The sequence below is a fragment of the Streptomyces sp. NPDC017202 genome (assembly GCF_044331705.1).
Lineage (GTDB): Bacteria > Actinomycetota > Actinomycetes > Streptomycetales > Streptomycetaceae > Streptomyces.
Map to the genome: position 1 here is coordinate 132,695 of NZ_JBIRNP010000005.1, position 22,702 is coordinate 155,396.

25 protein-coding genes are annotated in these 22,702 nt (G+C 71.4%); 14 read left to right on the plus strand and 11 right to left on the minus strand.

Going from position 1 to position 22,702, the window contains the following annotated elements:
• The first annotated feature begins 18 nt into the window (after window positions 1-18).
• Both ACH4N1_RS13205 and ACH4N1_RS13210 read left to right on the plus strand, forming a co-directional pair.
• Window positions 19-954: a DUF4097 family beta strand repeat-containing protein gene (locus tag ACH4N1_RS13205; RefSeq protein WP_398096859.1), complete on the plus strand. Its 936-nt coding sequence runs from the start codon at window positions 19-21 to the stop codon at window positions 952-954.
• A 1-nt stretch (window position 955) separates the two neighbouring features.
• Complete coding sequence (locus ACH4N1_RS13210) at window positions 956-2,086, plus strand: helix-turn-helix transcriptional regulator (protein ID WP_398096860.1); 1,131 nt, start codon at window positions 956-958, stop codon at window positions 2,084-2,086.
• Window positions 2,087-2,214: 128 nt separating this feature from the next.
• On the opposite strand, the gene ACH4N1_RS13215 is transcribed toward ACH4N1_RS13210, so the two are convergent.
• From ACH4N1_RS13215 to ACH4N1_RS13230, 4 genes are all read right to left on the minus strand, one after another.
• A complete protein-coding gene (locus ACH4N1_RS13215; RefSeq protein ID WP_398096862.1) occupies window positions 2,215-2,811 on the minus strand; it encodes a Clp protease N-terminal domain-containing protein in 597 nt (198 codons plus the stop codon).
• Complete coding sequence (locus ACH4N1_RS13220) at window positions 2,811-3,020, minus strand: helix-turn-helix domain-containing protein (RefSeq protein WP_382793163.1); 210 nt, start codon at window positions 3,018-3,020, stop codon at window positions 2,811-2,813. Before ACH4N1_RS13220 ends, ACH4N1_RS13215 begins: the two co-directional genes overlap by 1 nt.
• A 128-nt stretch (window positions 3,021-3,148) precedes the next feature.
• The gene (locus ACH4N1_RS13225) at window positions 3,149-4,114 is read right to left on the minus strand and encodes a zinc-binding dehydrogenase (RefSeq protein WP_398096865.1); all 966 of its coding nucleotides are present in this window, start codon (window positions 4,112-4,114) and stop codon (window positions 3,149-3,151) included.
• Window positions 4,115-4,393: 279 nt separating this feature from the next.
• On the minus strand, window positions 4,394-5,626 hold the full coding sequence (locus ACH4N1_RS13230; RefSeq protein WP_398096866.1) for an NADP-dependent malic enzyme: 1,233 nt from the start codon (window positions 5,624-5,626) through the stop codon (window positions 4,394-4,396).
• A gap of 602 nt (window positions 5,627-6,228) precedes the next feature.
• On the opposite strand from ACH4N1_RS13230, the gene ACH4N1_RS13235 reads away from it, so the two are divergent.
• From ACH4N1_RS13235 to ACH4N1_RS13250, 4 genes are all read left to right on the plus strand, one after another.
• Window positions 6,229-7,197, plus strand: coding sequence for an ABC transporter substrate-binding protein (locus ACH4N1_RS13235; RefSeq protein ID WP_398096868.1), 969 nt, complete (start codon window positions 6,229-6,231; stop codon window positions 7,195-7,197).
• A gap of 38 nt (window positions 7,198-7,235) precedes the next feature.
• Window positions 7,236-8,174, plus strand: a complete 939-nt coding sequence (locus ACH4N1_RS13240; protein ID WP_366057155.1) for an amino acid ABC transporter permease — start codon at window positions 7,236-7,238, stop codon at window positions 8,172-8,174.
• Window positions 8,171-8,944: an amino acid ABC transporter ATP-binding protein gene (locus ACH4N1_RS13245; protein ID WP_398096871.1), complete on the plus strand. Its 774-nt coding sequence runs from the start codon at window positions 8,171-8,173 to the stop codon at window positions 8,942-8,944. The genes ACH4N1_RS13240 and ACH4N1_RS13245 overlap by 4 nt, the downstream gene beginning before the upstream one ends.
• 210 nt (window positions 8,945-9,154) lie before the next feature.
• Window positions 9,155-9,784, plus strand: a complete 630-nt coding sequence (locus tag ACH4N1_RS13250) for a CGNR zinc finger domain-containing protein (RefSeq protein WP_382795109.1) — start codon at window positions 9,155-9,157, stop codon at window positions 9,782-9,784.
• Here the strand turns inward: ACH4N1_RS13250 and sodX are convergent.
• The gene (gene sodX, locus ACH4N1_RS13255) at window positions 9,688-10,122 is read right to left on the minus strand and encodes a nickel-type superoxide dismutase maturation protease (protein ID WP_398096874.1); all 435 of its coding nucleotides are present in this window, start codon (window positions 10,120-10,122) and stop codon (window positions 9,688-9,690) included. The genes ACH4N1_RS13250 and sodX overlap by 97 nt on opposite strands.
• A 146-nt stretch (window positions 10,123-10,268) precedes the next feature.
• On the opposite strand from sodX, the gene sodN reads away from it, so the two are divergent.
• Window positions 10,269-10,664 carry a superoxide dismutase, Ni gene (sodN, locus tag ACH4N1_RS13260; RefSeq protein WP_356566376.1) on the plus strand — a complete coding sequence of 132 codons (396 nt, stop codon included), beginning with the start codon at window positions 10,269-10,271 and terminating at the stop codon, window positions 10,662-10,664.
• Window positions 10,665-10,843: 179 nt separating this feature from the next.
• Window positions 10,844-11,596 (plus strand): VOC family protein, encoded by a 753-nt coding sequence (locus ACH4N1_RS13265; protein WP_398096876.1) that lies wholly within the window; start codon window positions 10,844-10,846, stop codon window positions 11,594-11,596.
• 78 nt (window positions 11,597-11,674) lie between these two features.
• On the opposite strand, the gene ACH4N1_RS13270 is transcribed toward ACH4N1_RS13265, so the two are convergent.
• The 4 genes from ACH4N1_RS13270 to ACH4N1_RS13285 all read right to left on the minus strand — a co-directional run bounded on the left by ACH4N1_RS13270 (window position 11,675) and on the right by ACH4N1_RS13285 (window position 15,491).
• Window positions 11,675-11,950: a hypothetical protein gene (locus tag ACH4N1_RS13270; RefSeq protein WP_398096878.1), complete on the minus strand. Its 276-nt coding sequence runs from the start codon at window positions 11,948-11,950 to the stop codon at window positions 11,675-11,677.
• An 18-nt stretch (window positions 11,951-11,968) separates the two neighbouring features.
• The gene (locus tag ACH4N1_RS13275) at window positions 11,969-12,553 is read right to left on the minus strand and encodes a dihydrofolate reductase family protein (RefSeq protein ID WP_398096880.1); all 585 of its coding nucleotides are present in this window, start codon (window positions 12,551-12,553) and stop codon (window positions 11,969-11,971) included.
• Between the two features lie 297 nt (window positions 12,554-12,850).
• Window positions 12,851-13,975: a family 2 encapsulin nanocompartment cargo protein polyprenyl transferase gene (locus tag ACH4N1_RS13280; protein ID WP_398096882.1), complete on the minus strand. Its 1,125-nt coding sequence runs from the start codon at window positions 13,973-13,975 to the stop codon at window positions 12,851-12,853.
• A 109-nt stretch (window positions 13,976-14,084) separates the two neighbouring features.
• Window positions 14,085-15,491 carry a family 2B encapsulin nanocompartment shell protein gene (locus ACH4N1_RS13285; RefSeq protein ID WP_382783855.1) on the minus strand — a complete coding sequence of 469 codons (1,407 nt, stop codon included), beginning with the start codon at window positions 15,489-15,491 and terminating at the stop codon, window positions 14,085-14,087.
• Between the two features lie 174 nt (window positions 15,492-15,665).
• Between ACH4N1_RS13285 and ACH4N1_RS13290 the strand changes: the two genes are divergently transcribed.
• Entirely contained in the window at window positions 15,666-16,577 is a 912-nt protein-coding gene (locus ACH4N1_RS13290; protein ID WP_398096884.1) for a 1-aminocyclopropane-1-carboxylate deaminase/D-cysteine desulfhydrase, read from the plus strand.
• A gap of 40 nt (window positions 16,578-16,617) precedes the next feature.
• Here ACH4N1_RS13290 and ACH4N1_RS13295 read toward each other — a convergent pair whose 3' ends face one another.
• A complete protein-coding gene (locus ACH4N1_RS13295) occupies window positions 16,618-18,216 on the minus strand; it encodes a Na+/H+ antiporter (RefSeq protein ID WP_398096886.1) in 1,599 nt (532 codons plus the stop codon).
• A 60-nt stretch (window positions 18,217-18,276) separates the two neighbouring features.
• On the opposite strand from ACH4N1_RS13295, the gene ACH4N1_RS13300 reads away from it, so the two are divergent.
• The 3 genes from ACH4N1_RS13300 (at window position 18,277) to ACH4N1_RS13310 (ending at window position 20,373) form a co-directional block, all read left to right on the plus strand.
• Window positions 18,277-18,537, plus strand: coding sequence for a UBP-type zinc finger domain-containing protein (locus tag ACH4N1_RS13300; protein ID WP_366057167.1), 261 nt, complete (start codon window positions 18,277-18,279; stop codon window positions 18,535-18,537).
• A gap of 271 nt (window positions 18,538-18,808) precedes the next feature.
• Window positions 18,809-19,222, plus strand: a complete 414-nt coding sequence (locus ACH4N1_RS13305; RefSeq protein WP_366057168.1) for an anti-sigma regulatory factor — start codon at window positions 18,809-18,811, stop codon at window positions 19,220-19,222.
• 17 nt (window positions 19,223-19,239) lie between these two features.
• On the plus strand, window positions 19,240-20,373 hold the full coding sequence (locus tag ACH4N1_RS13310; RefSeq protein ID WP_398097112.1) for a SigB/SigF/SigG family RNA polymerase sigma factor: 1,134 nt from the start codon (window positions 19,240-19,242) through the stop codon (window positions 20,371-20,373).
• Window positions 20,374-20,403: 30 nt separating this feature from the next.
• On the opposite strand, the gene ACH4N1_RS13315 is transcribed toward ACH4N1_RS13310, so the two are convergent.
• The gene (locus ACH4N1_RS13315; RefSeq protein WP_398096889.1) at window positions 20,404-20,901 is read right to left on the minus strand and encodes a hypothetical protein; all 498 of its coding nucleotides are present in this window, start codon (window positions 20,899-20,901) and stop codon (window positions 20,404-20,406) included.
• Window positions 20,902-21,048: 147 nt separating this feature from the next.
• Between ACH4N1_RS13315 and ACH4N1_RS13320 the strand changes: the two genes are divergently transcribed.
• The gene (locus tag ACH4N1_RS13320) at window positions 21,049-22,017 is read left to right on the plus strand and encodes a diacylglycerol/lipid kinase family protein (RefSeq protein WP_398096891.1); all 969 of its coding nucleotides are present in this window, start codon (window positions 21,049-21,051) and stop codon (window positions 22,015-22,017) included.
• Window positions 22,018-22,336: 319 nt separating this feature from the next.
• The gene (locus ACH4N1_RS13325) at window positions 22,337-22,594 is read left to right on the plus strand and encodes a WhiB family transcriptional regulator (protein WP_006142322.1); all 258 of its coding nucleotides are present in this window, start codon (window positions 22,337-22,339) and stop codon (window positions 22,592-22,594) included.
• The last annotated feature ends 108 nt before the right edge of the window (window positions 22,595-22,702 follow it).

The following is a 22,702-nucleotide window of genomic DNA, read 5'->3' on the forward strand; positions in this document are numbered from 1 at the left end:
GTCGAGGAGGTCATCACCATGTCCGAGTGGTCCGTCGCCGAGCCGAGGAAGCTCTCCTTCGACGAGCCGGTGAGTGAGCTGCACGTCCGCATCGTCGACGGAACGGTCAACGTGGTGGGCGCCGACGAGGGTTCCGCCCGCCTGGAGGTCTCCCACATCGAGGGGCCCCCTCTCGTCGTGACCCACCGGGACGGAGCGCTGACGGTGGCGTACGAGGACCTGCCCTGGAAGGGCTTCCTCAAATGGCTCGACCGCAAGGGCCGGCGGCGCAGTGCCGTCGTCTCGCTCGCCGTCCCGGCCGGCACCCGGGTGGAGGTGGGCGTGGTGAGCGCCGGCGCGGTGGTCTCCGGCATCGACGGCCGCGCCGAGGTGCGGGGCGTCTCCGGGGACACGACCCTCGTCGGCCTGGCGGGGCCGGTCCGCACGGACACCGTCTCGGGGAACGTGGAGGCGCAGGCCCTCACCGGCGACCTGCGCTTCCACTCCGTCTCCGGGGACCTGACCGTCGTCGAGGCGGGCTCCTCCGTGAAGGCCGACTCCGTGAGCGGCTCGATGATCGTCGATCTCGACCCGGCGGGCCGCCCCACCGACATCAGCCTGACCAGCGTCTCGGGCGAGATCGCCATACGGCTGCCCCACCCGGCGGACGCGCAGGTGGAGGCGAACACCGCGAGCGGCTCGGTCTCCAACGCCTTCGAGGACCTCCGGGTCAGCGGCCAGTGGGGCGCCAAGCGGATCACCGGCCGTCTCGGCACGGGCAGCGGCCGCCTCAAGGCCACGACGGTCTCCGGCTCGATCGCCCTGCTGCGGCGGCCTCCGGTGGAGGACGGGCCCTGGGAGGCCGGGTCGGCTCCGGGCGACGGCGAGTCCGCCGGTCCGGGAGACTGTCCCCCGTCCGGGGACGGTTCAGCGTCCGGCCCGGACGACAGCACGACCGACAAGAAGGTGCTCTGACATGCCTCCCGTCTTCGCCCACGGCCGCCTCCGCCTCTACCTGCTCAAGCTCCTGGACGAGGCTCCGCGCCACGGCTACGAGGTGATCCGCCTCCTGGAGGAACGCTTCCAGGGGCTGTACGCGCCGTCGGCGGGCACCGTGTACCCCCGGCTGGCGAAGCTGGAGGCCGAGGGCCTGGTCACCCACACCAGCGAGGGCGGCCGCAAGGTGTACGCCATCACCGACGCGGGCCGGGCCGAACTGGCCGACCGCAGCGGTGAACTCGCCGACCTGGAGCTGGAGATCCGCGAGTCGGTCGCCGAACTCGCCGCGGAGATCAGGGCCGACGTGCGCGGAGCGGCGGGCGAGCTGCGGCGCGAGATGCGGGCGGCGGCCTCCGAGGCCCGTCAGGACACCGGGGCGGACACCGGGGCGGGCGCCGGGGAGTACGGGGAGTACGGGGAGTACGGGGACAGGGAATCGTGGCGGGTCGCCAAGGAGGAGATGCGGCGCGCCAAGCAGGAGTGGAAGGAACAGGCCCGCCGGGCCAAGGACGAGAGCCGGCGGGCCCGCGAGGAGGCCCAGCGGGCCCGCCGCCAGGCCAAGGAGGCCCAGGACCGGGCCGTGGCCCAGGCTCAGGAGGAGGTCCAGCGCATAGCGCGACGGGTCCAGGATCAGGTCCAGGACCACTTCGCGCGGGGCGACTGGCCGACGGGCGTCCGAGAGGGGCTGGCAGAACTGGCCAAGGAGTTCGGTGAGTTCGGGAAGGACTTCGGGAAGGGGTTCGGCAAGGACTTCGGCTTCGGCCGGGGCGGCGCCGGGAGCCCCGGGCGAGCCGCGGAGACCGAGGGGCCGAAGACCACTGCGGGACCGGAGAAGCCGGCGGAAGGTGCGGGTGCCGCGGCCGAGGGCCCGGTCTACACCGAGACCCCCGCGGACTTCCCGGCCGGCTTCGAGCCGTCCTGGGCCCACGAGGCACCCGGCGACGACCCGGCCCGTGACCTGGACCGGCTCCTGGACCGCTTCCGCGACGACATCCGCGACGCGGCCCGCGACCACGGCGTCACCGCCGACCAGCTCCGCGAGGCCCGTCGTCATCTGTCGACGGCGGCGGCCCACATCGGGGCGATGCTGCGGACGGGCAAGGAGTGAGCGCGGGCACCCGGCACACCGGCTGAGCGCGGGCACCCGGCACGTCAGTCACCGGGCACCGCCCACCACCGCCCACCCATGGCCCGCCGTCCGTCATCCGCCGTTCCCCCCTCCCGCGCCCCGCGGCTTCAGCCGGCCCGGGCCTCTCCGCCGGCGTACAGGACGCGGGTCAGGGAGACGTGGGTGACGCCGTGGTCGGCGAGGACCTCGGCGGGCGGTCCGGGGCGGGCGGTCAGGGCGAGCAGGAGGTGCTCGTCGCCGATGTGCCGGTCGCGGTGGGCCAGGGCGATGCGCAGGGACTCCTCCAGGACGCTCTTGGCCTCCCGCCCGAAGCCGGGGCGTCCGGAGCCAGGACGTCCGAGACCGGAACGTCCGGTACGCCGTCCCGTGTCCCGCCGGTCCCCGGACATCGCCCCGACCCCGTGCACCTCCTCGACCCGGGAGACGATCTCCGACACGTCGATGCCGAGGCCGGCGAGGGCGTCGGCGTCCGCCCGGGAGAGGCCCGCGCGTCGGCGCGCCTCGTCCAGCGCCTCACGGACCGGTTCTCGGCCCTCCGCCGGAAGACCGAGCGCGGCCAGCGCGAAGGAGCCGCGGCTCGCCTCACGGTCCAGCAGGGCGAGGAGCAGATGCTCGGGGCCCACGGTCCCTCCGCCGGCGTTCCGGCAGAGCGCGACCGCGCCGCGCACCACCTCCCGGGCGTCCTTCGTGAACCGCTCGAACATCACTGCCTCCCGTACTTCTTGTGCACGGCCTGCCTGCTGACCCCGAGTTCCGCGGCGATCTCCTGCCACGACCACCCCTGATGGCGCGCACTGCGCACCTGCACCGCCTCCAACCGCTCCAGCAGCCGGCGCAGCGCGGCGACGGCGCGCAGCCCGACCCGTGGATCACGGTCGCCCGCACGCTCGGCGAGATCCGTTGCTTCGGTCATGACGTCAACTTAAGTTGACAGTCGCTCACACGTCAACCCAAGTTGACACGCGGGATGCGCGAAAGGCGGGCCCGGAATCCGGACCCGCCGTCAGGAGCGCGAGGAACCGCCAGGAGTGCGGGGAGGCGTCAGGAGTTGGTGAGGACGATCTTGCCGAACTGGTCGCCGGACGCGAGCCGTTCGAAGCCCTCCCGAGCCCGGTCCAGCGGGAGCACCTCGTCGATGACGGGCCGGACGCCGGTCGTGGCGCAGAAGGCGAGCAGGTCCTCCAGTTCGTCCTTCGTGCCCATCGTGGAGCCGACGACCTTCAGCTCCAGGAAGAAGATCCGGGTCAGTTCGGCATGGGAGGGGCGGTCGCCGCTGGTCGCTCCGGAGATGACGAGGGTGCCGCCGGGCCGCAGCGACTTCACCGAGTGGGACCAGGTGGCGGCGCCGACGGTCTCGATGACGGCGTCCACGCGCTGCGGCAGCCGCGCGCCCGGCTCGACGGCCTCGACGGCCCCCAGTTCCAGGGCCCGCTTCCGCTTGGCCTCGTCCCGGCTGGTCGCGAAGACCCGCAGTCCGGCCGCCTTGCCGAGCACGATCGCGGCCGTGGCCACCCCGCCCCCGGCGCCCTGCACGAGCACCGAGTCACCGGGCCGCACCCCGGCGTTGGTGAACAGCATGCGGTAGGCCGTCAGCCAGGCGGTGGGCAGACAGGCGGCCTCCTCGAAGGACAGTTCCTTCGGCTTGGGCAGGATGTTCCAGGTCGGCACGGCGACCCGCTCGGCGAAGGTGCCCTGGTAGTGCTCGGTGAGGATGGACCGGGGCTCCCGGGGGCCGACCCCGTGGCCGGTCTGGCCGATGACGGAGTGCAGCACGACCTCGTTGCCGTCCTCGTCGACGCCGGCGGCGTCGCAGCCGAGGATCATCGGCAGCTTGTCCTCCGGGAGGCCGACGCCCCGCAGGGACCAGAGGTCGTGATGGTTGAGGGAGGCGGCCCGGACGGTGACGGTGCTCCAGCCGGGGCGGGCGTCGGGGGCCGGTCGCTCCCCCAACTCCAGTCCGGAAAGCGGCTGGTCGCGGTCGATTCGAGCGGCGTAGACGGCGAACATGCCCCCGACGATAGGGTCCCGCGGCTCCCGGCGAAACCGGGGGGCACTGTGAGACACGCCCTCTTGCGCGACCGGCTCACGGATGTGGGCGGACGCCCCCCGGAGGGGCGGGGAGACGCGCGACCGGCCCTCGTGACCCGCGGCCGCCGCACGACCGCCGTCACCGCCCCCACCCCCGTCACCGGGGGTGGGGCTCCCTCCTCGATCCACCCGATCGGGCGCCCGGACGGGTGAAAACGGCCCCGCCCGAGGAACGGGCGGGGCCGTCTCAGCCGTACGTCAGCGGCGGGCGACCCCTTCGGCACGGGCGGCCGCGGCGACCGCCGCGGTGACCGCCGGAGCGACCCGCTCGTCGAACGGCGAGGGAATGACGTAGTCCGCCGCGAGATCGTCGCCGACGACACCCGCCAGCGCCTCGGCCGCCGCGATCTTCATGCCCTCGGTGATCCGGGACGCCCGCACCTGGAGGGCGCCGGCGAAGATCCCCGGGAACGCCAGCACGTTGTTGATCTGGTTCGGGAAGTCCGACCGCCCGGTCGCGACGACCGCCGCGTACTTGTGGGCGACCTCGGGGTGGATCTCCGGGGTGGGGTTGGCCATCGCGAACACGAAGGCGCCCTTCGCCATCGAGGCGACCGCGTCCTCCGGGACCGTACCGCCGGAGACGCCGATGAAGACGTCCGCGCCGGACAGCGCGTCCCCGAGGGAGCCGGTGATGCCGGCCTTGTTGGTGAACCCGGCCAGCTCGCGCTTGACGTCGGTCAGGTCCTCGCGGTCCGCGGAGACGACGCCCTTGCGGTCGGTGACCGCGACGTCTCCGATGCCGGCCTCGATCAGCATCCGGGCGATGGCGACGCCGGCCGCGCCGGCGCCCGAGATGACGGCCCGCAGGTCCGCGATGGAGCGTCCGCTCAGCCGGGCCGCGTTCCGCAGCGCCGCCAGCGTCACGACCGCCGTACCGTGCTGGTCGTCGTGGAAGACCGGGATGTCGAGCCGCTCCTGGAGCCGGCGCTCGATCTCGAAGCACCGCGGTGCCGAGATGTCCTCCAGGTTCACTCCGCCGAACGAGGGCGCGAGGCGCACCACGGTCTCGACGATCTCGTCCACGTCCGTGCAGGCGAGCGCGATCGGCACCGCGTCGACCCCGCCGAACTGCTTGAAGAGGATGGCCTTGCCCTCCATCACCGGAAGGGAGGCCTCCGGCCCGATGTCCCCGAGGCCGAGCACGGCCGTGCCGTCGGTCACGACGGCGACGACGGACGACTTCCACGTGTAGTCGTTCACCAGGTCCGGCTGTTCCGCGATCGCGGTGCACACCCGCGCGACGCCGGGCGTGTAGGCGAGGGACAGGTCGTCCTTGTCACGGATCGGAACGGTGGCCTGCACGGCCATCTTCCCGCCTCGGTGCAGTGCGAACGCCGGGTCGAACGAGTCGAGAGGCTCCGCACCGCCCTCCTGGCCCGTATGGTCCGTCTCGCTCTCGCTGCGAGGATTGACGATCTCCGCTGCCACTGTGTCTTACCCCTTAGGTCTTCATGGATGAGGGTGGCCACTCCTGGTTGAGAAGTGGGCGGGCACCGCGCAGGACCCAGCGGTGATACGTACGGGCACTGCGCGTCGGGCGCGCCGCACACGCGCCCTGAGCCCCGGATGAGGGGTGTAAAGAACCTTCTTACCGGACGGACACCACCGACGACGAGTCCATTCGGTGCAAGGTCACATGCCGCTGCCGGCAGGACTCCGCCTCCTCACCTGCACCGTCATATCCCAGTGACATGACTCATGCGTGAAGCGCGGACAAGTCTCGGCCAAACCCTTGACAAGAAGTGACTTCCCGGCCGTCGACGGAGCGTGTTCGTCCACATGGCGAGATGGGCCGAAGATCTTCCGGCCGGAAGCGGAGATGCCCGCAGATGGTCCGGCCTGGTCAGGTCGTGATGTACCGGACTGGTCAGATTCGGGTGTCGCCCGTTATCCGATTTTGACATGGCTGGCCCCCTGAATGGCGTAGTCCGAATGGCAAGATGCCGTCATCACACGAGGTCGCGACACCCGAAGGTGTGTGTTCTCGTCGACCCATCGGCATCTCCATCCATCCGCCGGAGGCACTCACCATGACCGCACGCTCCATCCGCCCTACCACCGCCGCGCGCACCCGGCTCGCCGCGGTCGGAACCCTCGCGGTCACGGGCGCCCTGCTGCTCACCGCGTGCGGCGACCAGACCAAGGACAACGGCTCCGGAAGCAGCGACACCGCCTCGACCAGCACGGCCCCGCTGGCCGGCAAGCTGCCCCAGGCCATCCGTGACAAGGGCGTCATCAAGGTCGGTTCCGACATCGCGTACGCGCCGGTCGAGTTCAAGGACAGCTCCGGCAAGGTGGCCGGCATCGACCCCGACATCGCGGCCGCCATGGGCGAGCAGCTCGGCGTGAAGTTCGAGTTCCAGAACGCCACGTTCGACACCCTCATCGGTGGCCTGGCGTCCAAGCGCTACGACATCGCCATGTCGGCCATGACCGACACCAAGGACCGCCAGGAAGGCGTCGACTCCGACACCGGCAAGAAGGTCGGCGCGGGCGTCGACTTCGTCGACTACTTCACCGCGGGCGTCTCCCTCTACACCAACAAGGGCGACAGCCAGGGCATCAAGACCTGGGACGACCTGTGCGGGAAGACGATGGCCGTGCAGCGCAACACCTTCTCCCACGACCTCGCCAAGGACCAGGCGGAGAAGTGCAAGAAGGACGGCAAGGCGGCGCTCAAGATCGAGGACTTCGCCACCAACCCCGAGGCCGAGACCCGGATGCGTTCCAAGGGTGCCGACGTCGTCTCCGCGGACTTCCCCATCGCCGCCTACTCCGTGAAGAACGCCGGGGGCGGCAAGTACTTCGAGATCGTCGGCGACCAGGTCGAGGCCGGCCCGTACGGCATCGCCGTCGCCAAGGACAACACCGAGCTGCGTGACGCGCTCCAGGCGGCCGTCCAGGCGATCATCGACAGCGGCGAGTACAAGAAGATCGTCGAGAAGTGGGGTGTCGCGGACGGCGCGGTCACCGAGTCCAAGATCAACGGCGGTTCCTGAACCGACACCGTTCGACTCGGCTCTGAAAGGCTCCACCCGTGACTGTTGACGTCAACAAGACGGACGGTCCCGACGCGACGCCCCCCGCCGGGCCGGAGGCCATCAAGGCCATCCCGGTCCGGCACCCGGGGCGGTACGTTTCGGCGGTCGTCGCGCTGGCCCTGCTCGGCTCGGTCGTCTACGCCTTCGCGCAGGGCAACATCAACTGGGGCGCGATCCCCGACTACTTCTTCGACGACCGCATCCTCCACGGCGTCTGGAACACCCTGCTGCTCACCGTGCTGTCCATGGTGATCGGCATCGTCGGCGGCATCCTGCTCGCCGTGATGCGCCTGTCGAAGAACCCCGTGACCTCGTCGGTCGCCTGGTTCTACATCTGGTTCTTCCGCGGCACCCCGGTCCTGGTCCAGCTGTTCGTCTGGTTCAACCTGGGCCTGGTCTTCGAGTACATCAACCTGGGTCCGATCTACAAGGACTACTGGTCGTCGTTCATGACGCCGCTGCTGACGGCGCTCCTCGGCCTGGGCCTCAACGAGGCCGCCTACATGGCCGAGATCTGCCGCGCCGGCCTGCTCTCGGTCGACGAAGGACAGACCGAGGCGTCGCAGGCGCTCGGCATGAGCCACACCAAGACGCTCCGCCGGATCGTCATCCCGCAGGCGATGCGGGTGATCGTGCCGCCGACGGGCAACGAGGTCATCAACATGCTGAAGACGACCTCGCTCGTCTCGGCGGTGCAGTTCGCCGACCTCTTCAAGGAGGCCCAGGACATCGGTCAGAACGCCGGCTCCACGGTGGAGATGTACTTCCTCGCCGCCGCCTGGTACCTGATCATGACCTCGATCCTGAGCGTCGGGCAGTACTACGTCGAGCGGTACTACGCCCGTGGTTCGAGCCGCAGCCTGCCGCCGACGCCGCTCCAGCGCGTCCGGGCCGCCGTCCTGCCGACGCGCCGCTCGAAGGGAGTCCCGGCATGACGCAGCCTTCCCACCCCATGGTGAAAGCCGAGGGCGTCCACAAGTCCTTCGGCCCCGTCGAGGTCCTCAAGGGCATCGACCTCCAGGTGAACTCCGGTGAGGTGTTCTGCCTGATCGGCCCGTCCGGCTCCGGCAAGTCGACCTTCCTGCGGTGCATCAACCACCTGGAGAAGGTCAACGCCGGACGCCTGTACGTCGACGGCGAGCTGGTCGGCTACCGCCAGAAGGGCGACAAGCTCTACGAGCTGAAGGACAGCGAGGTCGCGCTGAAGCGCCGGGACATCGGCATGGTGTTCCAGCGGTTCAACCTCTTCCCTCACATGACCGCGGTCGAGAACGTCATGGAGGCCCCGGTCCAGGTCAAGCGCCAGAACAGGGGCCAGGCCAGGGAGCGCGCCATGCAGCTGCTGGAGCGGGTCGGCCTCGGCGACAAGGCCGGCAACTACCCCTCGCAGCTCTCCGGCGGTCAGCAGCAGCGCGTCGCGATCGCCCGCGCCCTGGCCATGGACCCGAAGCTGATGCTGTTCGACGAGCCGACCTCGGCGCTGGACCCGGAGCTGGTCGGCGACGTCCTGGACGTCATGCGCGACCTGGCGGAGTCCGGCATGACGATGGTCGTCGTCACGCACGAGATGGGCTTCGCCCGCGAGGTCGGCGACAGCCTGGTCTTCATGGACGGCGGTGTGGTGGTCGAGTACGGCGACCCGCGCGAGGTCCTGACCAACCCGCAGCACGAGCGGACCCAGGCGTTCCTGTCCAAGGTCCTCTGACCGGACGCGACGCACGGCCGAGGGGCGGTACGGGGACGGATCCCCGTACCGCCCCTCGCGTCACGTCGGCGTCGGCGGCGGAGTGCCCGAGAACGAGTGGCCGTGGAGCCGGGAGCCCGCTCCGGCGTCGTCCGCGTAATACCCTGGGAGCGCAGTCAGCCGTTACCCGACCGCACCGACGACCACAGAGCCCATCCGTAAGGACTTCACGTGGAACTGGCCTATTACTCGGACTACGCCGTCCGCCTCGTCAACAGCGAGGAGCCGGCCCGGGGCAAGGACTCGCTGACCTCGGTCGAGGCCGTCCGCGGCCTGTTCGGCGGCAACGCGTCGGCGGCCCGGCGCGCCACCGACGCGGACGTCACCCGGTTCCGCTCGGTCCGGGCCCGGCTGCGCGCGGTCTTCGAGGCGGCCGACCGCGGTGACGAGACCCTCGCCGTCGACCTGCTGAACTCCCTCCTGCTGGAGTTCCCGGTCAGCCCGCAGATCTCCGGGCACGACCACCGCGACGACGACGACCGCCCGCTGTGGCACATGCATCTCGCCGACCACCCGTCGAACGCGACCGCCGGCTTCGCGGCCATCGCCGCGATGGGCCTGGCCTTCCACCTGACGGAGTACGGCGTCGACCGGCTGGGCCTGTGCGAGGCGAGCCCGTGCCGCAACGCCTACCTGGACACCTCCACGAACCGCTCCCGGCGCTACTGTTCCGACCGCTGCGCGACCCGGGCCAACGTGGCCGCCTACCGCGCCCGCAAGCGCCTGGAGGCCGACCGGTCGGCGAGCACGGGCCTGGCCGCGGACAGCGCCCAGCGCAGCGCCGCCAGCGGCGAACGCTGATCCGCCTTCCGCGGCCGGTAGCGGAACCGCACCCTCCCGAGGATCAGCTCGTCGGGCACGGTGCCGTAGTCGGTGCTGTCACCGCCGGCGAACGCGTTGTCCCCGAGCACCCACCAGCCGCCGTCGCGGCGCTCCACGGCCCGTTTGACGACGAGCAGGTCCTGCTGGAAGGGGTGCCGCAGCACGATCACGTCCCCCGGCCGCACCCGGGCCCCGTACCGCACCACCAGCTGATCGCCGTGGTGCAGCGTGGGAACCATGGACGGGCCGGTCACCTCGGCCAGCCCGAACGGCGCGGCGGCCCTCCCGCGCTCGGCGTCCTGCGACGGCTCCGGCATCGCCGGCACCTCCCCTGGTCCGTTCCTCCACCAGTCTCAGTCTGACCCCGGACTTTTGTCCTAAGCCCACGGGGGCACTCGCGAAAACCGCTCCCCCAGGGAGTAATGTCCCACCTGAGAAGACGATCACGAGGAAGGAACGCTCCATGCTTTCCCGCCTGTTTGCCCCCAAGGTCACGGTCAGCGCGCACTGCGACCTGCCCTGCGGTGTGTACGACCCGGCCCAGGCCCGCATCGAGGCGGAGTCGGTGAAGGCCGTGCAGGAGAAGATGGCCGCCAACGACGACCCGCACTTCCAGGCGCGCGCCACCGTCATCAAGGAGCAGCGCGCCGAGCTCGCGAAGCACCACGTCTCCGTGCTGTGGAGCGACTACTTCAAGCCCCCGCACTTCGAGAAGTACCCCCAGCTGCACCAGCTGGTCAACGACACCCTCAAGGCCCTGTCGGCCGCGAAGGCGTCGACCGACCCGAAGACGGGCGAGAAGGCGCTGGAACTCATCGCCGAGATCGACAGGATCTTCTGGGAGACCAAGAAGGCCTGACACCCGGCCGTTCCCGACACCGGCGGTCGGTGCACCACCGCGGGACGAGGGACTTCCCGGAGGGGCCCGGTCGGCACACGACCGGGCCCCTCCGGCATGCCCGGGCGGACGACCGCGCGTCCTCGCGGGTGCCCGGGAACCGGGTCGGTCCCGCGCGCGCACCGGCCTACGATCGCCGCATGAGCTCCCGCACCCGCGTCCGCTGGACGTACGCCTTCCTCGACCGGCCCGCCGAGCGCTTCGAGCGGGCCTGCGCGTTCTGGACCGCCGTCACCGGCACGGTCCTGTCCGAGCCCCGTGGGGACAAGGGCGAGTTCGTCACCCTCCTGCCGGAGGGGGCCGATGCCTGTGTGAAGGCGCAGGCGGTCGGTGACGGGGCGGGCGGGGCGCATCTCGACCTCTGCGTCGAGGACGTGGAGGCCTTCGTCGCGGCGGCCCTGGACGCGGGCGCGCGCACGGTCGCCGCCCACGAGGGCTGGGCCGTACTGCGCTCCCCCGCAGGCCAGTTGTTCTGTGCGGTCCCCTGGCACGGCGAGTCCGTACGCCCGCCCGTGGTGGCCGCCGGCCGCCCGGACCAGGTCAGCATCGACATCCCGCCGTCCGCGTACGACGCCGAAGTCGCCTTCTGGAGCGGCCTCCTGCCCGACTGGACGTCCCGGCCGGGCTCACTGCCGGAGTTCCACGTGGTGGCGCCGCCGCCCGGACTGCCCGTGCGGATCCTGCTCCAGCTCCTCGGTGAGGAGCGGCCCGTCTCCGCCCACCTCGACCTCGCGTGCGGCCAGGACGTCGAGACGGTGCGGGCCCGGCACGAGCGGCTGGGCGCGCGGTTCGTCGCCGGCCACCCCCACTGGACCGTGCTGCGCGACCCGGCGGGCGGCCTGTACTGCCTGACCGGCCGCGACGCGGAGACGGGCGGGCTGCCGCGCGGATAGGCGCCACGGGATCCGCGACCCTCGGCGCCCTCCGCCCCTCCCCGGCGGGCCACCGGGGGAAGGCCTGCCGGACAGGCGTCAGGAGGCGGGCGCGGCGCGGGCGCCGGGCTCGGCGGCGTGCTCCGCGGACTCGGGGCGGCCGTGCTGGTCGACGGGCTCGGAGTGGCCGTGCTGGTCGACGGGCTCGGAGTGGCCGTGCCGTGCGGCGCCGGGTTCGAGGAACGACTCGCAGTCGGGGTTGTGGCACGGGCCCGCCACCCAGCGCGGTACCCATGCGCCCAGCGTCTTGTGGCGCCGGACCACCGTGTCCACGGTCTGCCCGCAGTCGGGACAGACGTGCTTTTCCCTGTCCATGTCCTCAGGGTAGGCCGATCACCGCTTCCGCGCGTATCTGCGGACGAGGACTCCGTTGGAGAAGGTGCGCACGGACTCCAGGCCGAAGTCGGTCACGGAGAAGTCGGCGCCGAACATCGGCATGCCGGAGCCGTAGACCTGCGGGTAGGTCTTGATGACGAGTTCGTCGATCTCGTCGAGCAGTGCGCCCGCGATGCGTGAGCCGCCGCAGAGCCAGATGCCCAGCTCGCCGTCCTCGGCCTTGAGCCGGCGCACCCGGGCGACCAGGTCCTCGGCGATGATCTCGACGTTCGGGTCGGGTGAGGGGCCGAGGGTGCGGGAGGCGACGAACTCGCGCAGGTGGCCGTACGGGCTGGTGATGCCCGCGTCGAGGGCGATCTGGTAGCTGGCCCGGCCCTGGATCACGGTGTCGAAGTTCGGGTTCTCGGCACCTTCGAGGCCCATCTGCTCACGGCCCTGGGCGGCGATGGTGTCCGGATAGGTGGAGGCGAGGTAGGCGAGGAACTCCTCGTCCAGGAAGGCGAACATCGACGACGCGTCGCCCTGCGGGTCTCCGATGAAGCCGTCGATGGAGCAGGCGACGTAGTAGGTGAGCTTGCGCAAACCGGTCTCTTTCCGTGGTCCGAATAGAACAACTCCAGTTGTAGTACTTCATCTGTAGTGATGACAAGTGTTTTCCGGGCCGGATCGGCGACCGCGGCAAGTGGGAGAAGGAATTCCGCATGCCCGGGAGTCCTGAGCGGGGCCCGCACGCGAAGAGGCGGGTCCCGCGCGCCGTGGGGATGCGCGGGGCCCGCCGGGCCGGGCCTCTCGGGACCGTACGGAGTCAGGAGCCGTACGGTCCCGCAGGCCCGGGGACCGCGAGAGGCGAGGACCGCCTCGGTGGCGGGCCGGCCCTCCTCACATGCTGCGGCGCGTCACGAACTCCGCCAGGGACAGCAGGCCGCCCGCCGCTTCCGGGTCCGGGACGGCGCGGGCCAGCTCGGACATCGCCCGGGCCATGCGGTCCGCCGCCTGCTCCTGGGCCCATTCCCGGCCGCCGGCCTGCTCGACGGCCAGTGTCATGCGCTCCACGTCGTCCCCCTGCTCGCGGGGGGACGCGTACAGCTCCGCCAGTTCCGCGGCGGCCGGGGTGCCGGAGCCGAGCGCGGCGATCACCGGCAGGGACTTCTTGCGGGCGACCAGGTCGGCGCCGGCCGGCTTGCCGGTGTGCCGCGGGTCCCCCCATATGCCGATCACGTCGTCGATGAGCTGGAAGGCGAGCCCGGCCTGACGGCCGAACGCGTCCAGCGCCTCGACGTCCTCCTCGGCCGCTCCCGCGTACAGCGCGCCGAGGGCGCAGGCGCAGCCGAGCAGGGCCCCGGTCTTGGCCTCGGCCATGGCGAGCACCTCGTCGAGGGTGACCTCGGCCGGGCCCCGCTTCTCCAGGGCGGTGTCCGAGTGCTGGCCGGCGCACAGCTCGATCACGCAGTCCGCGAGCCGGGCGGCGGCGGCCGAGGACGCCGGATGCGGGTGTGCGGCGAGCATCCCGAGGGCGAGCGCCTGGAGCGCGTCCCCGGCGAGGACGGCGTCGGCGTCGCCGAACACCGTCCAGGCGGTGGGACGGTGCCGACGGGTGGTGTCGCGGTCCATCACGTCGTCGTGCAGCAGCGTGAAGTTGTGGATCAGTTCGACGGCGGCGGCCGCCGGGAGAGCCGCCGTCCTGGCCGCCGGGCCGCCGAGCGCGGTGGCCGCGGCGAGCACCAGCGCGGGCCGGATCGCCTTGCCCGCGTTGCCCGCGGCCGGTGTGCCGTCGGCGTGTTCCCAGCCGAAGTGGTAGAGCGAGATCCGCCGCATCGAGCCGGGCAGCGAGTCGATCGCCGCACGGAGCGCGGGGTCGACGGAACCCCGGGTCTCCTCCAGGAGCACGGCCGCCTCGTGCCCGTCGAGCGCTCCGGGGCCGCTGCCGGTCCGGCCCGGGACGCCTCCTGCCCTCTCCCGTGCCGCGCCGGGGTGCGGCCTGGTCCGCGTCACGTACTCGGTCATCGGGTCCCCCTCGCCGGGTCCGCGCACGGCTGCGGATGCGCGGCCGGACGCGGACCCCCCGGGTGTCCCCGCCCGGCCGGGCGGGGACACGGCGTCCGTACGGGTGAGGTCACCGCCAGCGACCGATCTCGACGTTCTCCAGCACGCCCAGCGCGTCCGGAACCAGCACCGCCGCCGAGTAGTAGGCCGTGACCAGGTACTTGATGACGGCTTGTTCGTTGATGCCCATGAACCGCACGGACAGGCTCGGCTCGATCTCGTCCGGGATGCCGGACTGGCGCAGGCCGATGACGCCCTGGTCCTGCTCGCCGAGGCGCATCGCGATGATCGAGCTGGTGCGGGCCTCGGTCACGGGGATCTTGTTGCACGGGTAGATCGGCACCCCCCGCCAGGTGGGGATCCGGTTGCCGGCGACGTCGATGGTCTCGGGGACGAGCCCCCGCTTGTTGAGTTCGCGGCCGATCGCGGCGATCGCGCGCGGGTGGGCGAGAAGCATCTTGGTGCCGCGGCGGCGGCTGAGCAGCTCGTCGAGGTCGTCCGGGCCCGGCACGCCGTCGTGCGGCTGGATCCGCTGGTCGTACTCGCAGTTGTGGAGCAGTCCGAACTCGCGGTTGTTGACCAGTTCGTGCTCCTGACGCTCCTTCAACGCCTCGACCGTCAGGCGCAGCTGCTGCTCGGTCTGGTTCATCGGCTGGTTGTACAGGTCGGCCACGCGCGAGTGGATGCGCAGGACGGTCTGGGCGATGCTCAGTTCGTACTCGCGCGGCCGGGCCTCGTAGTCCACGAAGGTGTGGGGGATGTCCGGCTCGCCGGCGTGCCCCGCGGCCAGGTCGACGGCCTTCTCGCCGTAGCGGTTGGTCGGTTGCGCGGGGATCGAGCGCAGGCTCCGCAGGTGCTCGGCCAGTGAGCCGGCGCGCTCGGCGACCTGCTCGAAGTCCTGGCGGGACAGGATCAGCACGGTGCAGGCGGTGTCCGCGCGGGCGGTGTACTCCCAGATGGCGTCCGGGTCGAGCAGTGCCTGGTCGCCGAAGTACGCGCCGTCGGCGAGGACTCCGAGGACCTGGTCGTCGCCGTAGGGACCGGTGCCGACCTTCTCGACCCTGCCGTGCGCGAGGAGGTAGACCTTGTCGGTCCGGCTGCCGAAGGAGACGACGACCTCGCCCGGCGCGTACTCCCGCTGCCGGCAGCGGGAGGCCAGCTCCGAGAGCACGTCCTCGTCCTCGTAGGACCGCAGCGCGGGCAGTTCGCCCAGCTCCGCGGGGATGACCTCGACACGGTCTCCGGTCTTGACGAAGGTGACGCGACCGTCACCGACGGCGTACGTCAGACGCCGGTTCACCCGGTACGCGCCGCCCTGCACGTCGACCCAGGGCAGATTCCGCAGCAGCCAGCGAGAGCTGATCTCCTGCATCTGCGGTACGGACTTGGTGGTGGTGGCCAGGTTCCGCGCAGCCGCGGTGCCAAGGCTCTGCTGCGGCTTGCCCTGCTCAGCGCGGACTTCTTCGCCTACCGACATAGAGAATTGCCCTCCCGGTGATGCGCCGGAGCCGTACTGCGCCGACGCACTGTTCTCGCGGGCAAGCCTTCCATCACTCAAAGTGTTCGTGCCATTACCCGAAAGAGCGGGAATGGATCATCGGCGGTGTGGGCACGGCGGGTTTCCGCACGAACGGTGTTCGACAATGACGGGGTGACCAGGCCTCTTCCGTTCGACTCCGCCGCCCTGCGCCCCCGGCTGCCCTCGCCGTTGGAGGAGGTGGCCGACGACCGGTTCGCCCGGCACGGCGTACGGCTGCTCCTCAAGCGGGACGACCTGATCCACCCGGAGCTGATCGGCAACAAGTGGCGCAAGCTCGTGCCGAACCTGGCGGTGGCGGCCGGGCGGCCGGTCGTCACGTTCGGGGGCGCGTACTCCAACCACCTGCGGGCGACGGCCGCAGCCGGCCGGCTGCTGGGCCTGCCCACGGTCGGGATGGTGCGCGGCGACGAGCTGGCCGGCCGCCCGCTGAACCCCTCGCTGGCCCGCTGCGCGGCCGACGGAATGCGGCTGCACTTCGTCGACCGTGCGACCTACCGCCGCAAGGCCGACCCCGCCGCGCTGGCGGCGGTCCTGCGCGCGGCGGGCGCCGAGGACGCGTACGTGGTGCCCGAGGGCGGCAGCAACGCGCCGGCCGTCCGCGGCTGCCGGGCCCTCGGCGAGGAACTGCGCGCCCACGCCGATGTCGTGGCCCTCGCCTGCGGCACCGGCGGCACCCTCGCGGGCCTCGCCGCAGGCCTGGGCCCCGGCCGGCGGGCCCTCGGCATACCGGTCCTCAAGGGCGGCTTCCTCCACGACGCGATACGGGCCCTGCAGCAGGAGGCGTTCGGCGGCCCGGTGGGCGACTGGCGGCTGGACGAGCGCTTCCACTTCGGCGGGTACGCCCGCACCACGCCCGCGCTCGAGGACTTCGCGCGGGACTTCGAGGAGCGGCACGGCCTGCCGGTCGAGCGCCTCTATGTCGCCAAGTCGCTGTACGGACTTGTCGTCCTTGCCGAGGAGGGCGCCTTCCCGCGCGGGACACGGCTCGCGGCGGTCGTGACGGGGGCACCGTTCACCTCCTGACCGGCCCGCCCGCCCCACGCTCCGGACCGGACGGAAGGGCTCAACCCGCCTCCCGGTAGGCGGCGGCCTCCTCCAGGTCCAGCCTGCGCAGCAGCGTCCGCAGCATCTCGTCGTCGATGTGGCGGCCGTCGCGCAGCCGCACGAAGACCTCCCGCTCGGCGCTGATCACCTCGCGGGACAGCCGACGATAGGTGTCGTCGACGGTCTCTCCGGTGACCGGGTTGACCTGGCCGAGGCGTTCCCAGACGGCGTTGCGGCGGCGTTCGAGGACGGTGCGCAGGCGGTCGGCGAGGGGCGGGGGCAGGGCGTTGCGTTCGTCGGACAGCAGTTCCTCCAGCCGCTGCTCGGCGATCCGGGAGGCCTGGGCCTGCGCGTTGGCCTCGGCGAGGGTCGCGGCCTGCGGATCGGGGGCGGGGAACTTCAGCAGGCGGATCAGCGGGGGCAGGGTCAGCCCCTGCACGACCAGGGTGCCGATGACCGTGGTGAAGGTCAGGAAGAGGATCAGGTTGCGGTGCGGGAAGGGCGCCTCGCCGTGGTCCACGGTGACGGGGATGGAGAAGGCGATGGCCAGCGAGACCACGCCGCGCATGCCGGCCCAGCCGATGACGATCGGCCCCCGCCAGGTCGGGTTCTCCTCGCGCGCGCGGACGCGTGCCGACAGCAGCCGGGGCAGGAAGGTCGCCGGGTACACCCACAGGAAGCGGACCGCGACGACCACGAGGAAGAGGGCGACCGCGTACAGGACGGCGTCCGGGCCCTCGTAGTCGCCGAGGCCCCTGAGGACGATCTGGAGCTGCAGGCCGATGAGGGCGAAGACCGCCGACTCCAGCACGAAGGCGACCATCTTCCACACCGCCTCCTCCTGGAGCCGGGTGGCGAAGTCGACCTCCCACGCGCGGTGGCCGAGGTAGAGGGCGACGACGACGACGGCGATGACGCCGGAGGCGTGGAACTGCTCGGCTGCCGCGTACGCGACGAACGGGATGAGCAGGGAGAGGGTGTTCTGGAGGAGCGGTTCCTTCAGGTGGGTGCGCAGCCAGTGCAGCGGGGCCATCAGGATCAGGCCGACGGCGGTGCCGCCGACCGCCGCGACCAGGAACTCCTCGATCCCGCCGGCCCAGGACGCGCCCTCGCCGACGACGACCGCGAGGGCCACTTTGTAGGCGGTGATCGCGGTCGCGTCGTTCAGCAGGGACTCGCCCTGGAGGATCGTGGTCACCTTCGACGGCAGGCCCACCCTGCGTGCCACCGCCGTCGCCGCGACCGCGTCCGGCGGTGCCACCACCGCGCCCAGCACCAGCGCCGCGGTCAGCGGCAGTCCGGGGACCATCAGATAGGCCGCCCACCCGACGGCGAGCGTCGCGAAGAGGACGTACCCGACCGACAGCAGGGCCACGGGCCGCAGCTGGGCACGGAGGTCGAGGTAGGAGCTGTCGGTGGCGGAGGTGTACAGCAGCGGGGGCAGCAGGAGCGGCAGCACGATGTCGGGGTCGAGGGTGTAGTCCGGCACCCCGGGGACGTACGACACGGCCAGGCCGACGGCGACGAGCAGCAGCGGCGCCGGCACCGGTGTGCGCCGGGCCGCCGCGGCGACCGCCGCACTGCCCGCCACCAGCAACAGCAGTGGCATCACGTCCATGTCCCGCCCACCCTCGTTTTTCCGCGCGGCCGTCCGTACGACCGTCGTAATCTGGCAATCATGAAACAGTGCACGCACGCCGAAGCGCTGCCGCACCCCGAACCCGTCCCGCGCGGCGAGACGTGTCCGGAGTGCCTGCGGGACGGCACCGACCCGGTGCAGCTACGGCTCTGCATGACGTGCGGCCACGTGGGCTGCTGCGACTCCTCGCCGGGCCGGCACGCCACGGAGCATCACAAGGAATCGGGTCATCCGATCATGCGGACCTTCGAACCCGGTGAGAACTGGCGCTGGTGCTTCGTCGACCACGTCCTCGTCTGAGCCGTGCCGGGGACGGTCCGTCCGTCGACCGGGTACGGTTCGGGCATCTGACGCCTGGGTACGTCAACCCGGCGCGCCCTCTTCTCTTTTGGGCCGGCGGACCCCTAGACACGGAGCGTATTCACAGCTTTACTGTGAGTGACGGTGGGGGGTCGGGGTCCCGGGGACAGGACGGACGAGGGCGCGGTAGCGTCACCGCTGCACCACACACGCGTTATCCCGGGGGGCGACCCTCGGCCCCCGGAAAGCTTGTACCACCTTGGAGGTGAGGGTGTCCCAGATCGCAGGCGAGCCCGCGACCCAGGACTTCGTGGAAGTCCGGCTGCCGGCTGCGGGTGCCTACCTGTCGGTGCTGCGGACGGCCACGGCCGGCCTCGCGGCCCGTTTGGACTTCACCCTGGACGAGATCGAGGACCTGCGCATCGCGGTGGACGAGGCCTGCGCGATCCTGCTCCAGCAGGCCGTGCCCGGTTCGGTGCTCAGTTGTGTCTTCCGCCTGATCGACGACTCGCTGGAGGTCACCGTCTCGGCGCCGACCACCGACGGGCACGCTCCCGCGCGCGACACGTTCGCGTGGACCGTGCTGTCCGCCCTCGCGGGCAAGGTCTCTTCCGCCGTGGACGAGGACAAGACCGTTTCGATCAGCCTCTACAAACAGCGCGGCGCGGGACCCGGGCCGGCGTGACGAACGGGGACGGGCCGGTGCGGGACGAAGAGCGCGGCACACGGGAGCTGTCGGCCGAGAGCGCCGGGACGGCGGTCTCGGCGGGCGGTTCCCGACGCATGGCGGACGGCATCGACGGCATTCCCGAGCAGGCCCGGCCGCATCCGGAGGACGACCCGGCCTCCGCGGGGACCGGCTTCCCGGAAAGTGCCGAGCAGGAGCCGCCTCGGGAGAGGCGGATCGGGGGCACCCCAGGCCGGGCCGAGGATGAGGCTCGACAGAGGGCGACGGGCGGGACGATGAGCGAGCACGAGCGAGACCACGAACACGGCGGCGTGCCGGGCACGCGGCACGAGCCTCAGCAGCCCGCGCCGCACCGGCTCGCTCCCCAGCAGCCGGTGCCCCCGGCACGCGAGCCCCAGGACCGCAGCGGGGCACGCGCGAAGTTCGTCGAGCTGCGCGGGCTGAAGGAGGGCAGCCCGGAGTACGCGGAGCTGCGCAACCAGCTGGTCCGCATGCACCTGCCGCTCGTCGAGCACCTCGCGCGCCGCTTCCGCAACCGCGGGGAGCCGCTGGACGACCTCACCCAGGTCGCCACCATCGGCCTGATCAAGTCGGTCGACCGCTTCGACCCGGACCGCGGCGTGGAGTTCTCGACGTACGCGACGCCGACGGTCGTCGGTGAGATCAAGCGGCACTTCCGTGACAAGGGCTGGGCGGTGCGGGTGCCGCGCCGGCTGCAGGAGCTGCGGCTGTCGCTGACGACGGCCACGGCGGAGCTGTCCCAGCTGCACGGCCGCTCGCCGACCGTGCACGAGCTGGCCGAGAGATTGGCGATCTCGGAGGAGGAGGTCCTGGAGGGCCTGGAGTCGGCCAACGCCTACTCCACCCTGTCCCTCGACGTCCCCGACACCGACGACGAGTCCCCGGCGGTCGCCGACACCCTCGGCGCCGAGGACGAGGCGCTGGAGGGCGTCGAGTACCGCGAGTCCCTCAAGCCGCTCCTGGAGGATCTGCCGCCGCGCGAGAAGCGGATCCTGCTGCTGCGTTTCTTCGGCAACATGACGCAGTCGCAGATCGCGCAGGAGGTCGGCATCTCCCAGATGCACGTCTCCCGCCTGCTGGCGCGCACGCTGGCCCAGCTGCGGGAGAAGCTGCTCGTCGAGGAGTGACCCTGCCGCGGCAGGGGTCCGTCGCGGCCGCTACTTCTTCTCTCCGCCGCCGGCGTCGCCGGGCCCCCGGATGCCGAGGGCCCGGGTCGTCTCGCCGTTGACGATCAGGACCAGCGCGGCGACGGCGGCGGCGGCCAGCGCGATGCCCGCCGGGATCGCCATGCTGTCGGCCTGGAGCAGGTTGTAGGCGACGGGCAGTGCCATGATCTGGGTGATGACGGCGGGCCCGCGGCTCCAGCTCCGGCAGCCCAGCAGCCCGCGGGCGGCGAGCAGGGGCAGCAGGGCGAGGACCATCAGCGTCACCCCGCCGGTGACGGCCTGCTGCCGGTCGTCGGGGTCACCGGTGATGCCGAGGACGAGGATCCAGAGCCCGCCGACGACCAGCGCCAGCCCCTCCAGGGCGACGAGCGCGGCGGCGTACGTCAGACGGCGCGGGCGGGGGCCCGCGGGTTCCGTGCCTTCCGCGTTCCCGGCGTTCTCCGTGGTCTTCGGGACTTTCGGGGTGGCGGGGTTCTGCTCGCTGCTCACCCCAGAAGGGTAGCCTCCGCTCCCCGGCCCGTCCCTGTTCCCCCTCCGGCCCCGCGCCCCCGCCGTGTCACGGCTCACGCCGTGGGTGCGGGCCGATCCCCGTTCGGCCTTGTACCTCGGTACCACCCAGTAGGTACGCTGCCCTGCATGCGTGCACTTCTCGTGGTCAATCCGGCGGCAACCACCACCAGTGCACGGACGCGTGACGTCCTCATCCACGCGCTCGCCAGCGAGATGAAGCTGGAGGCGGTCACCACCGAGTACCGCGGGCACGCGCGGGACCTGGGGCGGCAGGCCGCCCAGAGCGACGACATAGACATGGTCGTCGCCCTCGGTGGCGACGGCACCATCAACGAGGTGGTCAACGGGCTGCTGCACGCCGGCCCCGACCCCGAGAACCTGCCCGGCATCGCCGTGGTCCCCGGCGGTTCCACCAATGTCTTCGCCCGCGCCCTCGGCCTGCCCAACGATCCCGTCGAGGCGACCGGCGCCCTGCTGGACGCCCTGCGCGAGGGCAGGGAGCGCACGGTCGGACTGGGGCTCACCTCCGGTACGCCGGGCACGGAGGACGAGGCGGTGCCGGCGCGCTGGTTCACCTTCAACGCCGGTCTCGGTTTCGACGCCGGGGTCGTCGGCCGGGTCGAACAGCAGCGTGAGCGCGGCCGGAGGTCCACCCACGCGCTCTACGTCCGCCAGGCCGTGCGCCAGCTCCTCGGCGAGCCGCAGCGCCGGCACGGTTCGATCACGCTGGAGCGGCCGGGCGCGGACCCGGTGACCGATTTGGTGCTGTCCATCGTGTGCAACACGGCTCCGTGGACCTATCTGGGCAATCGCCCGGTGTACGCATCACCTAAGGCCTCGTTCGATACCGGGCTCGACGTACTCGGTCTCAGTCGTCTGTCGACGGCCTCGGTTGTCCGGTATGGGACCCAGTTGCTCACTTCGTCCCCCGAGCGGGGACCCCATGGCAAGCATGCCGTGCCCTTGCACGATCTGGACCAGTTCACCTTGCATTCGAAGGTCCCGCTGCCCCTCCAGATGGACGGTGACCACCTGGGGCTGCGTACCAGCGTGACGTTCACAGGCGTACGCCGTGCACTGCGTGTGATTGTGTGAGCAGAAAGGGCTGAAGTCCTTTCACTCGAACGTTTAGACCAGGGTCCACCCCATGGAAGTACGGCTGTGACCTAGTCGACACCGAGGAATCAAAAAAAACTTTCCGGAAGGGGTTGTATCCGCCGCTGAGGTTTGCGAGTCTCTACGTGGCGATCGGGACGGCCCGCAGGACCGGCCTCCACTGATCACCGGAACCCCTCTTCAATCCACAGGACCGCGCCAGGGAACCTGGCTGATGGCCCTTCACTTGTTGAGGGATTCGTGAAAGCGTTCACATTCACAAGCAACGTGCATGTAATACCAAGGAGAGGTAGCAGCCATGGACTGGCGTCACAACGCCGTTTGCCGCGAGGAAGACCCCGAGCTCTTCTTCCCCATCGGCAACACCGGTCCTGCGCTGCTGCAGATCGAGGAAGCCAAGGCCGTCTGCCGTCGCTGCCCCGTTATGGATCAGTGTCTGCAGTGGGCGCTCGAGTCCGGTCAGGACTCCGGCGTCTGGGGTGGCCTCAGCGAGGACGAGCGCCGCGCGATGAAGCGCCGCGCCGCCCGCAACCGGGCCCGTCAGGCCTCCGCCTGACGACACCCGCCCCGCAAGCCTGAGCTTGGCGGCGCGTACAGCGTGTACGCATCTCCCGCCCCCGAGCCGCAGCGCGCAGTACCCCCGATGCGCAGCACCCGCTGGCAA